Origin of the sequence: Azospirillum brasilense, from assembly GCF_008365405.1 — a bacterium.
Taxonomy (GTDB): domain Bacteria; phylum Pseudomonadota; class Alphaproteobacteria; order Azospirillales; family Azospirillaceae; genus Azospirillum; species Azospirillum brasilense_D.
This window is the reverse complement of record NZ_QOKV01000006.1, coordinates 77,309-92,709: the sequence shown is the minus strand read 5'-3', so window position 1 is coordinate 92,709 and position 15,401 is coordinate 77,309. Positions and strand designations below refer to the sequence as shown.

Below are 15,401 nucleotides of genomic sequence, written 5' to 3'. Positions count from 1 at the left end.
CCCGTCCCGTTCCTCCGGGTCGTCACGACCCGTTCATCGCCCCGGTCAGCGCCACCAGGAGATCCCGCATGCTGCGGGGACGGTCCTGCCAACGCATCGACAGGCCGCTCAACAGGACCTTCTCGAACCCGGGCGGCACTGTGGCGCCGCCTTCGGCCAGACGGGGCACCCGGTCACTCATGAAGCGGCTGGTGGCGTCGGGCGGTGTCTTGCCGGTCAGCACGAAGTAAGCGGTGGCGCACAGCGCGTAGACGTCCGTCCAAGGCCCCTGCTTGCCATCCGGCGCGTATTGTTCGGGCGGCGCGTAGCCCGGCTTCAGGATCACCGTCAGGTCGGCGCTCTTTCCCGCGGCGTGGCGCGCGGCACCGAAATCCAGCAGCTTGCGGTCGCCGGAGCTGGTGAGGAAAATATTGTCGGGGCTGATGTCGCGGTGGATCAGACCCTGCTCGTGCACGGCGTGCAGCGCCTTGATGATTGGTGACAGCAGGGTCAGCGTCTGACGCGCCGCGATCCGCCCGCCATTTTCGGAGACATGCCGCTTCAGGGTCCGCCCGTCGAGAAGCTCCATGACGATGTAGGCGGTCTCGTTCTCCTCGAAGAAGTCCTGGACGCTGACGATCTCCTTGACCTCCCGCAGGCGGGCGAGCATCCGCGCCTCCTCCAGGAACTTCGCCAGTCCGGCGGAGAAGCTCTCCGCATGCTCGTCGGAGAAGGGAGCGATCCCCGGCGATCCGACGACGCGGGACACCAGATTGGCCGGATAGAACTCCTTCACCGCGACCTTGATCTGAAGCCGTTCGTCCCAGCCGAGATAGGTTGCCCCGAAGCCCCCCTGCCCCAGGACACGGCCCACCAGATAGCGGCCCAGCAGCCGCGTTCCCGGAAGCAGATGGACCCCGTTGCGGTTCGGCACCCGGACCGGGTAGCCGCAATCCCGGCACACGTCGCGCGGAGCCTTCGGCACGAAGCAGGCCGGGCACAGACCCGACGCGGCGGCGCCGGCCAACGGCGCCTCCATCGTCACTGCGGCGGCGCTCACCGGAAGGGCGATGCTGCGGACCTGCGGAGCCACGACGGTGGGCAGCGCCGTCGCGCCGCAAGGTTCGAAGGCGGACCGCGCCGCCGTCTGGTCGCGCCGGGACGACGGCTTGGCCGAGGGCAACGGCATCTGGCTCAAGCGGTCGAGCAGTTCGTACAGGCGGCGGACCTCCGCCTGGGCGATGTCGTCGCCTTGAGAGCCGGCCAGTTCGGCCTGGAACTGCGGCTGGCGGACCGTCTCCAGAATGTGCTGGCGCAGGACCGAAAGCGCCCCGTCGTCGGCGATCAGACCGGAACAGGCCAGTTCCGCCAGACGGATGATCCGGCGGCGCGGCAGCGGTTCGGTCTGACGGAGTCGCTGGACGAGCCGGCCCCGCCGGGCAAACTCGTCGACCACAGAGGCCGCACGGGCGGCGATCCGCTCCCGGTCATACTCCGCCATGGCCGAGCCTCGGACGGCCTCCACCGCGCCGGTCAGGGCCTGCCGCACCAGCGCCGTATCGGGCGTCTGGAGCACCATGTTCTCCACCAGCAGCTCGTTCTTCAGCGCGGCGTCCAGCGCGTCCACGATCTCGCCCATGTGCCGCTCCGCGGCGGGCACCGCGGAGACGGCGGTCAGATAATGGATCCGGCAGATCAGGTCCGGTTGCGTTTCGCTGAGACCCACGAGGGAACGCCGGTAGGCGCTCGCCCCGCCCTGTTCCAACCGACGGGAATAGCGGATGGTCAAGGCATCGGCCATGGCGGACCCGCCGGTCAGTCCAGCCGGGGACAGCAGATGCCCCATCAGCGCACGCAGCAGGTCGGCTTCCTGCTCCGCCGTGCCGCGCCCGAGCGGCTGTGGGGCGCGCAACTGGCGCCGGATGCGCTCCAGCACCATGTCGCGGGCGGCGGGCAAGCGCCCCTGGCGGAACAGGCCGTTGAGAACGCCCAGCCGATTCGGCCCGGACGCCTCCATCGGCACGCGCCCGAACAGAAGGTCGCACAGCCTCACCAGCGGCGACCCGCCGGCCGGCGTGTTTCCGAACAGCTCCTGCGTCGCGGCGGGCGAGGCCAGCACGTCGCCGATCACCTCGTCCAGAGCGGTGGACAAGGCGTCCTGCCGCTCCGCCGGAAACAGCTGGATCAGAGCGTCGAGCTTCGACGACCAAGTCCGGCAGTCCTCAAGCTCCAGGCAAACCGCTGCGCGCAAATCGAACCCCGCGTCGCCGGTCGGCGATTTTCCCGGCGCGCTGCGCAGGACGAGGTCGATGAGGGAACGTCCCCGCCCCAGCCCGGTGAAGGCGAGTTGGGCGGCGCGAGCCTTCGCAATGGTCTCGAAAAGCGCGTGGTCCAGCGCACGGCGGCGGGCCTTGGCATCCTGGCCGGGGAGGCGTGCCTGCACCGTGGCGACCCGGCCCAGGGCGGACTCCATCAGCGTGGCCTTGGACTGGAGCGCCTTCAGATGCCGGCTGCTGTGGATCAGCTCCGTCGGGGTCAGCACGAGGCTGTCGAGATGCGGACGCAGGGCGATGCCGATGACCATCCGCGCCGGCCCGTCATGGTGATCGGCGAGCGTCTGGCACAGCACCGCCTCGTCGAGCGTGCCGGCGGGGCCGGCCGCCCCGGCGGAAGCGGGCGTCCTGGAGGCGGGCATTGACACGGGCGGCCTTTGGTCAGGATCGGCGCGGCGGCGGATGGCGTGAACGGTTGGTCATCATCCACGCGATCCGGTAAACAGCCGGTATACGCGGGCCGACTTGGCCGAACGGCCCGGTTGCGCGACGGCGGAGGAGAATGTTTGCGCAAAGGTGTTGCAAGGGGCCATAGGGCGTGGCCCGCCGCACACTTTTGCGCGCAGCCCTGCCCTTCCCTTCCCCTGCGGGCTGTGCGATACCCGAACCGATACCGGCGCCCAACCACCGCCGGCAGGAGATCCGGATGGAACAGGTCGAGTTGGACCAGGGAATCGGCGCCCACACCCTTACGCTGCATCGCAGCGCTGCGAACGGATCCCTGGAATGCACGCTGTGCCCACAGCGCGGCGGCGTCGTGGCGCGCCTCGCCTGGCACGGCGCGGACGAAACGATCGACCTCTTGCGCTCGGCTTCCGACTGGGCGTTGCGCCACGGCTCGGCCAACGACATGGGCTGCTTCCCGCTTGTGCCCTTCTCCAACCGCATCGGTGGGGGGCAATTCAGCTACGACGGGCGACAGGTGCGGCTCCCGCTCGACGGCGACGGCAATCCGCACGTCATCCACGGCCATGGCTGGCGCGCCGCCTGGACGGTCGAGGACGCCAGCGCCTCGGCCGTGCGCATGGCTTTCCGGCACCCTGCCGACGCTTGGCCCTGGCGTTACCGCGCGACGCAGACGGTGGTGTTGGAGGAGGATGGAGCCAGCCTGACCCTTTCCCTCGTCAACGAGGACGACACGCCGATGCCCGCCGGAATTGGGCTGCACCCCTATTTCCCGAAGCCGCCGGGCACCCGCCTGACCGCCCGGGTCGGCGGCGTCTGGCTGAACGGACCGACCATCCTTCCGGTGGAACGCGTCGCGGTGCCATCCCGCTGGGCCTTTGCCGACGGAATCGTCATGGACCGGACCGTTCTCGACAACGGCTTCACCGGCTGGGACGGGGCGGCGGCGCTGGACTGGCCGACGCTCGACCGTCGATTGTCGATCGAGACCGAAGGACCGTTCGGCCATCTCATCGTCTATGCCCCGCCGGGCGAGGGCTATCTCTGCGTCGAGCCGGTGTCCCACATGACCGACGCGGTCAACCACCCCGAGCAACCCGACACCGGCCTGCGCCGTCTCGAACCGGGCGAAGAACTGAGCGGCACCATGCGCTTGCGCCTGGGAACGCTCGCCCGTTGAGACCCGGAGACCGGCGTCAGCGGCAGCGGACGAAGGTGGCGCCGAAGGCCGGTTGATCCAGCGTCACGAACAGGCGGTCGAATCTCGGCACGTCGGCGGCGTCCAGGCGCAGCGTGCCCTCCGGCAACCCCTCCTCCCCGCCGAAGGACAGACCCTCCGCCACGTCGCCCTCGCCGGGTGCCAGCGGTCCTTCCAGCGGAAAAGCGGCAATGCGCGGGTCATGCAGGCCGAAGGCGCCGTCGCCGGTGATCTCCAGGTAGGAGGTTCGGCAATCGTCGATCGGCGTCCGGGTGGCCGGATCGGCCTTGGCCCAACGGCCGGTCAGAGCCGGCACGCCCACCATGCGCTTCGCCGAGGCAGGCTTCGCTTGGCCCTGGAGACTGGTTGGAGCCGGGCGCTGCGGGGCGGACGCGGAAACGGTCAGCGGTTCGTCGGCCACCGGGGCGCGGCGGGCGGCCAGTTCCGATTCGAGCGCCTTGCTGCGGTCAGCCATCTGACGTGCCAGACAGGCGGCGCGGTCCTTGCTCTTCTTCGGGTCGGCGAGATCGGTTTCCGCGACCGGACAGGCGGCGTCCCGCCGCTGGACCCAGGCGCGCTGGCCGGCGGCGACCGCCTCCTCACCCGCTTTCCCGGCCTCTTCGGTCAGCGCCCGCACCGCCGAATCGAGCTTGTCGGCGGAGGCCACCAGAGACGCGTCGCGGCACAGCAGCAGTGCCAGCGGAGTCTCCCCGGCGCAGTCCGCGGGCTTGGCGGCCTCCCCGCTGGTGTCCGCCGCCATGGCCGTGCCGGCCACCAGCATGCCCGCCAGAAGAATCGCTGCCCGCATCGCACAAAATCCCTTACGCCGGAAACGCTTCCAGGACAGCCTTCACCTGCCGTTGGAAATCCTGATCGCTGCGATAGCGCGTCAGGACCGTCTTGTCACGCTGAACAAGGAAAAAGATGTCCTCCCGGCTGGGCAGGGAACGCGGGTTGGGCTTGTCCAGCAGCTCCCCGTTCCAGCCGATCCGCGCCATGAAGTAAACAGCGCGGGAATTCAGCATGAACAGCTTGTTGTCCGGCGCCATCCTCTCCCGGCGCAGCAGCGCGTAAAGGTAGTAGTTCCGCCCATGGAAATAATTGACATAGATTGATTGCAGCGCGGCAAAGCGCTCGTCGGGACTTGTGTATTTCTTGATCTGGCGCTCCAGCTTGAACCCTGCAAAAAAATACTCCCGCGCCTCGTTCTCGAAGGAAAAAGCGGAGCCGCGGATTTGCGCGAGCTGCTCCCCATACCTGCGCAGAACGCGCCCCATCAGCAATTCGAGGAACCGGCGCTCCGCCGCGAGGTCGTCCGATGTCTGCAGAATCAGTTCAAAGACATGGCGGAGATGATAGGGGTGCCTGACCACGATGACCGGAGCGCTCGACGCTTGGCGTTTTTCCGGCACCCGTCGCTCACCCAGAAGAGTCGCCGCCGGCGACACCGAGGCGATCACCGAGGAGATGGTGTCCTGGATCTTCCAGCGCCGCTTCACCTGCGCCGATTGCTTGCCGATGTGGAAACGCGCCAGGCGGCGCTGCCACCGGCTGCGCCAAGTTTCCTTCGGCGCCTTGTGGGTCGGCAGATTGCCGACGACCAGCGGGTTGCCGAGCACGTCGGGCGGAGGCGGCAGAGGGTTGAAATTGAAATATTTGCCCGTGACGACACCACGCGTGGCACCGCCGGGCGCTCCATCGCCCGCCGGAACACCGCCACCCACAGACAGGCCCGCCAGCGTCGCCATTCCCAATGCACACTCTGCCTGCGTCGCTCCCGTCCGTCGAGCAAGGCCCGCGGACAGAGATGGGTCTTTATAAAGCGGTCGGGGCGTCGATGAAAGGCGCAACCGGTCCAATATGCATCTGCTTGTTTTTTGTGCAACCAACTCGTGCCGCGATTGCGAAGGCGCTCTGGTCTGCGCGAACTCTTCGATGGTACTATGCCCTTGCCCGTGCGGCGGAGAGCCGCAGGGGACCGGCCAGCGCAGACAACGGGTGGAACTTCATGGCGATCCACGTCGCTCTCAACCACAAGACCGTCTACCGTTACGACCGATTGGTCAATCTGGGACCACAGATCGTCCGGCTCCGCCCGGCCCCCCACTGCCGCACCCCGATCCTCAGCTATTCGCTGCGCGTCACCCCGAAGCATCATTTCCTGAACTGGCAGCAGGACCCGCAGTCCAACTACCAGGCCCGCTTCGTCTTCCCGGAAAAGACCCGCGAATTCGTGATCGAGGTCGATCTCGTCGCGGAGATCGCGGCGATCAACCCCTTCGACTTCTTCCTGGAGGAGAAGGCCCAGACCATCCCCTTCGCCTACGAACCGTGGCTGGAGCGCGAGCTTCGCCCCTATCTGGAGGTGGAGGAGCCGGGGCCGCTGCTGGCCGACTACCTGACCGGCATTTCGCGGGAGCCGGCGGCGTCGATCAACTTCCTGGTCGACATCAACCAGCGGCTCCAGACGGACATCGGCTACGTCATCCGCCTCGAGCCCGGCATCCAGACCTGCGAGGAGACGCTGGGCAAGCGGACCGGCTCCTGCCGCGATTCGGCGTGGCTGCTGGTGCAGATCCTGCGCAACCTCGGTCTGGCCGCGCGCTTCGTCTCCGGCTATCTGATCCAGCTCACCGCCGACCAGAAGGCGCTCGACGGCCCATCCGGTCCCGAAGAGGACTTCACCGACCTGCACGCCTGGACCGAGGTGTTCCTGCCCGGCGCCGGCTGGGTCGGCCTCGATCCCACCTCCGGCCTGCTGGCCGGCGAAGGGCACATCCCGCTGGCCTGCACGCCGGACGCCTCCTCCGCCGCCCCGATCTCCGGCCTCATCGACGAGTGCGAGGTGGAGTTCGGGCACGAGATGTCGGTCACCCGCATCTACGAGGCGCCGCGCGTCACCAAGCCCTACACCCCCCGGCAATGGGCGGGGATCGAAGCGCTGGGCCACCGCATCGACGAGGAGCTGACCGCTGGCGACGTGCGCCTGACCATGGGCGGCGAACCGACCTTCGTGTCCATCGACGACATGGACGGGGCGGAGTGGAACACCACGGCGCTCGGGCCCAACAAGCGCAAGATGGCCGCCGACCTCGTGCACCGGCTGGCCAAGCGCTTCGCGCCGGGCGGGCTGCTGCATTTCGGGCAGGGCAAATGGTATCCCGGCGAATCGCTGCCGCGCTGGGCGATGACCGTCTACTGGCGCCGCGACGGCGAGGCGCTGTGGGCGAACAGCGACCTGCTGGCCCGCGAGGACACCGACTACGGCCACACGGCGGAGGACGCCGGTGCCTTCCTGGTCAGCTTGGCGAAGAAGCTGGGGCTGGATCCGGCGCTGGTGCTGGCGGCCTATGAGGACCCCTGGCACTACCTGCGCCGCGAATCGCTGCTGCCGGTCAACGTCGATCCGCTGGACAGCAAGCTGGAGGACAAGGAGGAGCGGGCGCGCCTCGCCCACGTCTTCACCCGCGGCCTGAACGAGCCGGTCGGTTTCGCCCTGCCGATCAACCGCAAGATGACCCAGCAGGGGCCGGTGTGGCTGTCCAGCGCGTGGCCGCTGCGCCAGGAACGGCTGCTGCTGATGCCGGGTGACAGCCCGGTCGGCTTCCGCCTGCCGCTCGGCTCGCTGCCCTGGGTGTCGCCGCAGGACTATCCCTATTCCTGGGAGACCGACCCGTTCGAGGAGCGGGCGCCGCTGCCCCCCAACCGGGTGCCGCTGCGCCAGCACGCGCTCCGCGAGGAGGCCGGACGCCAGGACGCCTCCCGACGGAACGAGCACGTCCAGCGCGCCATGGCCGAAGTGCGCAGTGAGATGCCGGAGCACGGCAAGTCGGCGTGGTGGGTTGTGCGCACCGCCCTGACCTGCGAAGCGCGCAACGGGCGCATCCACCTGTTCCTGCCGCCGATGAACACGCTGGAGGACTATCTGGCGATGCTGGCGGAGATCGAGGCGACGGCGCTCGAGCTGGACATGCCGGTGGTGATCGAGGGCTATCAGCCGCCGAAGGACCCGCGCCTGAACTCGCTGGCCGTCACCCCCGACCCCGGCGTGATCGAGGTGAACATCCACCCCGCCCACAGTTGGGACGAGCTGGTCCGCAACACGCTGGAGCTTTACGAGGACGCCCGCCAGTCGCGGCTGGGTGCGGAGAAGTTCATGATCGACGGACGCCACTGCGGCACCGGCGGCGGCAACCATGTGGTGATGGGCGGCGCCACCGCGGCGGACAGCCCGTTCCTGCGGCGGCCCGACATGCTGCGCAGCCTGATCGCCTTTTGGCAGAACCACCCGTCGCTGTCCTACGCCTTCTCCGGCATGTTCATCGGCCCGACCAGCCAGGCGCCGCGCGTGGACGAGGCCCGCGACGACGCGCTCTACGAGCTGGAGATCGCTTTCAATCAGATCGACAAGGCCGCGGCGACGGGCGATTGCCCGCCCTGGATGGTCGACCGCGTGCTGCGCAACCTGCTGACCGATGTGCAGGGCAACACCCACCGGGCGGAGTTCTGCATCGACAAGCTCTACTCTCCGGACAGCTCGACCGGGCGGCTCGGGCTGGTCGAGTTCCGCGCCTTCGAGATGCCGCCGCACGCGGAGATGAGCCTGACCCAGCAACTTCTGCTGCGCGCCCTGGTCGCGCGCTTCTGGAAGACGCCCTACAAGGGCAAGCTGGTGCGCTGGGGGACGGAGCTGCACGACCGCTTCATGCTGCCCTACTTCGTGCAGCAGGATCTGGCGGACGTCATCGCCGACCTGCGCGACCACGGCTATCCCATCGAGGAGCGTTGGTTCGACCCGCACATGAACTTCCGCTTCCCGGTCTACGGCCATGTCAACCAGCGCGGCATCGCGCTGGAACTGCGCATGGCGCTGGAGCCCTGGAACGTCCTGGGCGAGGAGCCGGGCGGCGGCGGCACCGTGCGCTACGTCGACAGCTCGGTCGAGCGGGTGCAGGTGCGGGTCGCCGGCCTGACCGACGCGCGCTACGCCGTCACCTGCAACGGCCGCCGCGTGCCGCTGATTCCCACTGGGACGGAGGGCGAATTCGTGGCCGGTGTGCGGTACCGGGCGTGGCAGCCGCCCTCCTGCCTGCACCCGACGATCCCGGTGCACACGCCGCTGGTCTTCGACATCCTGGACCAGTGGGCGGGCCGCTCCATCGGCGGCTGCACCTACCACGTCATGCATCCGGGCGGGCGCAACTACGACACCTTCCCGGTCAACGCCAATGAGGCGGAGGGGCGGCGCCTTGCCCGCTTCTTCCCCTTCGGCCACACCCCCGGCCCGATGGATACCCCAGCGGAGGAGCGCAACCCGCAGTTTCCGATGACGCTGGACCTGCGGCGGGGTTGATCCGCGGCGGGGGCGAAAGGCCGATTCGCGCGCGTTGCGCGATTCGGCTTGATTCTCATCCATTCGTAGGTGCAATTCTGGATTTCATCTCCCGGAAGGCGGCGACTTCGACGAAAAGAGACAGAAAGGAGAGTATTTATGGTTTAAATATCCTCCTGGTTGTTATCCGAGCTAGCTTCTGACCGATTTCCGTCGGCCTGCCGCCGATATCCTTCAGGAGCGAAAGGGATGAAAGCCAGCCTTCTTACCGTCGTGGCGGGGACCGTGCTGCTCGGCGCTTGCGCCGAAAGGCCGCCGGAGCCGCCGCGGCCCGTTCCCGTCAGCCTGCCGCAGAAGATCGGCGACTACTGGTACCTGGACCAGAACTGGACCGACGCCGAGCGCCAGTGGTACTACAGCACCACCCAGGGCTCGCAGATCATGCCCCACGACTGGTTCATGGCCTTGCCGGACTCGTCGCTGACCACGCCGCTGGAGCAAAGCTATTTCCATCAGGATCTGACACGCTACGGTTATCTGGCGGCGAGCAAGAGTGGCTGGAGCGACGGCGTTCTGCCGGTCGGCTTCACCAAGGACACCGACCCGAAGGATGGCGCCACCTGGATCGGCCTGACCTGCGCGGCCTGCCACACCGGCGACTGGCGCGTCGGCGACAAGACCATGCGCATCGACGGCTCGGCCACCACCGGTGACCTGTACGGCCTGATCAGCGGCATCTCGGACGCGGTGAAATACACGTTGGGCAACACGGCCGCCTTCGACGTGTTCTCCCGCCGCGTTCTCGGTCCCTATGCCACCGACGCGCAGCGGGTGGACCTGCACCGGAAGTTGGCCGCCTTCCACAAGGACTTCGCGACCTTCGTCGCCGACAGCACCCCGGCGTCACCGTGGGGGCCGATGCGCACCGACGCATTCCAGATGATCTTCAACCGGGTCGGCGCCATCGACCTGAAGATCCCGTCCAACAGCGTTCACCCCAACGCGCCGGTCAGCTTCCCCTACCTGTGGGACGCCTCCAAGCAGCCGAAGGCCCAGTGGAACGGCGCGGTGCCGAACGGCGATCGCCTGACCGCGCTTGCCCGCAACGCCGGAGAGGTTCTGGGCGTGTTCGGCAAGGCCGCGCTGAAGGCACCGCCCAGCAAGGATCAATACTATTACAACTCCACCATCCGGGCGAAAAACCTGATCTGGATGGAAGAGCTGGTGCGCGAGCTGCGTTCGCCCGTGTGGCCGGACTCGATCGCCGGCAAGGTGGACATCGTCAAGGCCTCGGCCGGCGAGTCGATCTACAAGGAAAATTGCGAGAGCTGTCATGAGGTCCTGCCGCGTGACATGACCGTCACCGACACGCCGATCCGGATGATCCCGCTGTTCAATTGGGCGGACAAGCGGCCGGAGACGGTGGTCGAGGTCTTCACCAAGACCATCTGCGACCCGGCGAAGGGAGTTCCCGCCGCCGTCAAGGCGGGCCATATCTCCGTCGCCTACGAATCCGATCCGACCATGGCGGTGGACGCCGCCTGCCGCTTCCTGAAGACCGGCCCGATCGAGGGCGTGGTCATGCCGCCGATCATCGGCACGGCGCTGAAGAAGGAGGATCTGGCTGTCAACGTCCTGGCCAACGCCGTGACCGGTTCGCTGATCGGCACGGTCATCCACGACCGGACGGTCGCCTCGCTGCTGCTGGACACCAGCTGGACGGGCGCCAAGGACGTGCGGACCCCGACCCCGTGGGACGATCCGCCGGTGTGGAAGACGGAGACCGCAGCCGCCTCAGCTTCCGCCCCGCAGCCATCCGTGCTGGTCAAGGACACCCGCGCCTTCACCAAGCCGGTCAAGGGCAAGCCCGTTGACGACGCCGCCCAGGCCCTGCTGCGTAGGCTGAAAGAGCGGGCGTCCCCTTCGAGCGAGCAGGCTTCAGCCGCTGCCGCGACGAACCTCACGACCGAGCCGACGCAGGCCGCCAAAGACGCCGAGGCCAAGGCGACCAAGGCTCTGGCTGAGCTGATCCAGAGCATCCTCGCCTACAAGGCCCGTCCGCTGGACGGCGTGTGGGCGACGGCGCCGTACATGCACAACGGTTCGGTCCCGAACCTGTACGAGATGCTGCTCCCGGCCTCGCAGCGTTCGGCGACCTTCCGCCTGGGCACGCACTCCTTCGAGCCGCTCAAGGTCGGCGTGGACCAGAGCGCGGACGACAACAGCTTCACCTTCGACACGGCCAAGCCCGGCAATCACAACACCGGTCACGAATTCGGCGCGTCGCTGACCGACGAACAGCGCTGGCAGTTGCTCGAGTACCTGAAGACCCTGTAAGGCGGCCGTACACAGCCCTCTCCCTTCGGGGAGAGGGTGCCCCGAAGGGGCGGAGAGCGGGGAAGCGGAAACGTCCGGCAAAAGGGCACCCCTCACACGCGCCCCCTGTCCCCGGAGGGCGACGGAATGCAATTGCGCCACGCCGCCTCCGAACCGCCGCTTGCATCGGCGGGAACGGACGTTCACACTCCCCAGCACCGTACCAGAGTTGAGCGCCCGAACCCGCCTTGTCCGACCGCGATTCCCCCTTTCTCGACCCCAGCACGCCGGCCCTTCCGGGGCTGCGTCCGGTGCCGTTCCTTCAGGGATCGCTGTTCGGCGAGGCCGACGCCATGGGTTATGGCGGCGGGCAGGTCTATGACGAGATGGTCACCGGGCAGGGCCGCCTGCGCCCGCATTGGCAGACCTTCATGGGCACGCTGGGTCCCCTCGACCCGGAGCTGATGGCCGAGCGATGGGAGGAGGCGCGGCGCCTGCTGCACCAGAACGGCGTCACCTACAACATCTACGGCGACCCCAAGGGGATGGAGCGGCCCTGGCCGCTCGACATGGTGCCGCTGCTGATCCCCGCCCACGAGTGGAAGGCGGTCGAATCGGGGCTGATCCAGCGCGCCACGCTGCTGAACGCGGTGCTGGCCGACATCTACGGGCCGCAGACCCTGACGCGCAGCGGGCGGCTGTCCCCGGCGGTGATCCACGCCGATCCCGGATTCCGCCGCGCCGTGCATGGCATTCCGGTGCCCAACGACATCCACCTGCATTTCTACGCGGCGGACCTCGCCCGCGCGCCGGACGGGCGCTGGTGGGTGCTGTCCGACCGCACCCAGGCGCCGAGCGGCAGCGGCTACGCGCTGGAGAACCGGGCGGTGCTGGCGAAGGTGCTGCCGGACAGCTTCCGCCATTGCCAGGTGGAGCATCTGTCCCCCTTCTTCGAGGCGTACAAGGAAACGCTGCTGTCGCTCAGCCCGCGCCGCGACCAGCCGCGGATCGTTCTGCTGACGCCCGGCCCTTACAACGAAACCTATTTCGAGCACGTCTATCTGGCCCGCTACCTCGGCATCACGTTGGTGGAGGGCGGCGACCTGACCGTGCGCGACCGTCAGGTCTATCTGAAGACGCTGTCGGGGCTGGAGCCGGTGGACGTGATCCTGCGCCGCCTGGACGCGGATTTCGCCGACCCGTTGGAGCTGCGCGCCGACAGTTCGCTGGGCGTGGCGGGGCTGATCGAGGCGGTGCGCGCCGGCAACGTGGTGGTGGCGAACGCGCTCGGCTCCGGCTTTATGGAATCCATGGCGGTCAAGCCGTCGCTGCCCATGCTGTGCCGCCATCTGCTGGGCGAAGAGCTGAAGATGCCGGGCGTGGCGGTCTGGTGGTGCGGCAACGACGACGAGCGGGCCTACGTCATCGAGCATCTGGACGGGCTGGTGGTGAAGCCCGCCTTCCCGTCCCTGTCTTTCGAGCCGATCTTCGGCGCCGACCTGTCGGCGGCCGAGCGCGCTTCCCTCGTGGAGCGCATCAGAGCCCGCCCCTGGTGTTACGTCGCGCAGGAGCGGCTGGCCCTGTCCACGGCGCCGGTCTGGCAGGGCGGACGGTTGCAGCCGCGCCCGCTGGTGCTGCGCGTCTTCCTCTGCGCCCGTCCGGACGGCAGCTACACCGTCATGCCCGGCGGCCTGACCCGCGTGTCCACCGAATCGGGAAAGCTGGTCGTCTCCATGCAGCGGGGCGGCGGCAGCAAGGACACCTGGATCCTGTCCGGGCGCCGGGCCGAGGCCACCTTGGCGACGCCACGCCCGCAGCCGGCCCAGGAGCCGCAGCCGGCGCCCAGGGCGGCCTCCGCCGACCTGCCCAGCCGGGTGGCCGACAGCCTTTATTGGCTGGGCCGCTACGCGGAGCGGTCGGAGGGCACGGTGCGCCTGCTGCGCTCCACCCATTCCCGCCTGACCGACGGCAACGTGCCGGGCGCGTCGCTGCAGCTTCGCCCGCTGCTCCATCTGATGGCCTGGGAGGGCATGATCCCCTGGGACCTGACGCGCGTCACGGCACTCGGTGGCGGGCGGGCGTTGAGGACGGCGCTCTACGGCTCGGTCGTCGACCCGGACCATCCCAACAGCCTGCGCGCCCAGGTTCAGCGGGTGCACCGCACCGCCTATTCGGTGCGCGACCGCCTGTCGCTCGACATGTGGCGCGTGGTCACGATGCTGGAGCGGCAGAGCCAGCCGCCGGCGCACAAGCTGGACGCCGCCGCCATGCTGCTGCGGCTGGACGACCTGATGACCAGCCTCGCCGCCATCGCCGGGCTGGAACAGGAAAGCATGACGCGCGGCCAGGGCTGGCGCTTCCTCGACATCGGACGGCGCATGGAGCGGGCGCTCCACATCATTTCGGTGATGCGGGGCATCCAGGTCCACGCGCTCGAACGGCAGGACGAGCCCGTCCAGGTGGCGACGCTGAGCGTGCTGCTGGAACTGGGAGAAAGCGTGATGACCTACCGGTCCCGCTACCTGACCAGCGTGCGACGGCGCCCGGTGCTGGAACTTCTGCTGGCCGACGACTCCAATCCACGCGCCCTGGATTTCCAGCTGGCGGCGCTGGAGCGGCATGTGGCGGCCCTGCCCAGCGGGTCGCAGGCCGTGCCGGGCGACACGGCCGCCTCGGCCCGCTCGATCCTGGGTGCCGCCCGCGCCTCGTTGCGTGCGCCGGAGGCTCTGGATTCGGGCGCCGCCCTGCACACGCTGCTGGACTCGCTCGCCCTGTCATTGCCTGAGATTTCCAACCTCCTGACCCACGCCTATTTCAGCCATGCCTTTGCCCGACCGGCCTGACCTCTCCCCGACCCTGGCCGGCGCGGCCCCCGCTGACGATCCCTCCGGTGACCGTTTCGGCGTTCGCTTCCGCGTGCGCCACACGACCCGCTACGACTATGGCGAGGACGTGTCGGTGTCGCACCATCTGCTGCACCTGACCGCCCGGCCGCACCCGCGCCAGCGCGTCCACCGGAGCACGCTGACCATCCTGCCGGCTCCGGCGGTGCAGTCGTCCCACACCGACTATTTCGGCAACACCGTCACCTATGTCGCGATGCAGGAGCCGCACCGGCAATTGGTCGTGACGGCGGAGAGCGAGGTGGAGGTCGGCCCACCGCCGCTGCTCGACGCCATGTTAACCCCATCCTGGGAGCTTGTGCGCGATTCGCTGGGTGGCCTGACCGGGCCGGAGGACGGGGCGGAGGTGCTCCAGTACCGCTTCGACAGCGCGCTGGTGGCGGCCGGCCCGACGCTGCAGGAGTACGCCGCGCTGTCCTTCACTCCCGGCCGCGCGGCGGCGGACGCTGCCCTGGACCTGATGCAGCGGATCCACGACGACTTCACCTTCGACCCCACCGCGACGACGATCGCCACCCCGATGGCCGAGGTGATGCGGCACCGCCGCGGCGTCTGCCAGGACTTCGCCCACATCGTGGTCGGCTGCGCGCGCGCCATGGGGCTGCCGTCCCGCTACGTCTCCGGCTATCTGCGCACCCTGCCCCCGCCGGGCCGGCCGCGGCTGATCGGCGCCGACGTCAGCCACGCCTGGGCCTCCGTCTGGTGCGGCGCCGAGGCCGGCTGGATCGACGTCTGCCCGACCAACGCGCGGCGCGCCGACCAGGACTTCATCACCATCGCCTGGGGCCGCGACTACGACGACGTCAGCCCCGCCCGCGGCGTCCTGATGGGGGCCGCCGGCCACACTCTGTCGGTCAGCGTCGATGTCGAGCCGCTGGAGGAGAACGGGGCGCCCTGATCCGGGCGCCCCGCTTCGCTCTTCACCGCCTGTTCAA

At 68.7% G+C, this 15,401-nt stretch carries 8 protein-coding genes; 5 read left to right on the top strand and 3 right to left on the bottom strand.

The features are described 5' to 3' along the window. Window positions 1-22: 22 nt before the first annotated feature. Complete coding sequence (locus DS837_RS12085) at window positions 23-2,674, bottom strand: serine/threonine-protein kinase (RefSeq protein WP_149164984.1); 2,652 nt, start codon at window positions 2,672-2,674, stop codon at window positions 23-25. Window positions 2,675-2,958: 284 nt separating this feature from the next. Between DS837_RS12085 and DS837_RS12080 the strand changes: the two genes are divergently transcribed. Beyond that, window positions 2,959-3,897 (top strand): aldose 1-epimerase, encoded by a 939-nt coding sequence (locus DS837_RS12080; protein ID WP_149164983.1) that lies wholly within the window; start codon window positions 2,959-2,961, stop codon window positions 3,895-3,897. Between the two features lie 16 nt (window positions 3,898-3,913). On the opposite strand, the gene DS837_RS12075 is transcribed toward DS837_RS12080, so the two are convergent. Both DS837_RS12075 and DS837_RS12070 read right to left on the bottom strand, forming a co-directional pair. Beyond that, entirely contained in the window at window positions 3,914-4,723 is an 810-nt protein-coding gene (locus DS837_RS12075; RefSeq protein ID WP_149164982.1) for a lysozyme inhibitor LprI family protein, read from the bottom strand. Between the two features lie 13 nt (window positions 4,724-4,736). Beyond that, window positions 4,737-5,663 (bottom strand): hypothetical protein, encoded by a 927-nt coding sequence (locus DS837_RS12070; protein ID WP_149164981.1) that lies wholly within the window; start codon window positions 5,661-5,663, stop codon window positions 4,737-4,739. Window positions 5,664-5,923: 260 nt separating this feature from the next. On the opposite strand from DS837_RS12070, the gene DS837_RS12065 reads away from it, so the two are divergent. The 4 genes from DS837_RS12065 to DS837_RS12050 all read left to right on the top strand — a co-directional run bounded on the left by DS837_RS12065 (window position 5,924) and on the right by DS837_RS12050 (window position 15,364). Then, window positions 5,924-9,268 (top strand): transglutaminase family protein, encoded by a 3,345-nt coding sequence (locus DS837_RS12065; RefSeq protein WP_149164980.1) that lies wholly within the window; start codon window positions 5,924-5,926, stop codon window positions 9,266-9,268. Between the two features lie 228 nt (window positions 9,269-9,496). After that, window positions 9,497-11,584 carry a di-heme-cytochrome C peroxidase gene (locus DS837_RS12060; protein ID WP_149164979.1) on the top strand — a complete coding sequence of 696 codons (2,088 nt, stop codon included), beginning with the start codon at window positions 9,497-9,499 and terminating at the stop codon, window positions 11,582-11,584. 227 nt (window positions 11,585-11,811) lie between these two features. Continuing rightward, a complete protein-coding gene (locus DS837_RS12055) occupies window positions 11,812-14,406 on the top strand; it encodes a circularly permuted type 2 ATP-grasp protein (RefSeq protein WP_247889889.1) in 2,595 nt (864 codons plus the stop codon). Continuing rightward, the gene (locus DS837_RS12050; RefSeq protein WP_247889888.1) at window positions 14,384-15,364 is read left to right on the top strand and encodes a transglutaminase family protein; all 981 of its coding nucleotides are present in this window, start codon (window positions 14,384-14,386) and stop codon (window positions 15,362-15,364) included. Before DS837_RS12055 ends, DS837_RS12050 begins: the two co-directional genes overlap by 23 nt. Window positions 15,365-15,401 lie beyond the last annotated feature (37 nt).

What these genes read in the sequence shown, in the direction of transcription:
- DS837_RS12075 (WP_149164982.1), bottom strand. Translation starts at nt 4,723, where the DNA reads ATGCGGGCAGCGATTCTTCTGGCGGGCATGCTGGTGGCCGGCACGGCC.
- DS837_RS12085 (WP_149164984.1), bottom strand. Translation starts at nt 2,674, where the DNA reads ATGCCCGCCTCCAGGACGCCCGCTTCCGCCGGGGCGGCCGGCCCCGCC.
- DS837_RS12060 (WP_149164979.1), top strand. Translation starts at nt 9,497, where the DNA reads ATGAAAGCCAGCCTTCTTACCGTCGTGGCGGGGACCGTGCTGCTCGGC.
- DS837_RS12050 (WP_247889888.1), top strand. Translation starts at nt 14,384, where the DNA reads ATGCCTTTGCCCGACCGGCCTGACCTCTCCCCGACCCTGGCCGGCGCG.
- DS837_RS12070 (WP_149164981.1), bottom strand. Translation starts at nt 5,663, where the DNA reads ATGGCGACGCTGGCGGGCCTGTCTGTGGGTGGCGGTGTTCCGGCGGGC.
- DS837_RS12065 (WP_149164980.1), top strand. Translation starts at nt 5,924, where the DNA reads ATGGCGATCCACGTCGCTCTCAACCACAAGACCGTCTACCGTTACGAC.
- DS837_RS12080 (WP_149164983.1), top strand. Translation starts at nt 2,959, where the DNA reads ATGGAACAGGTCGAGTTGGACCAGGGAATCGGCGCCCACACCCTTACG.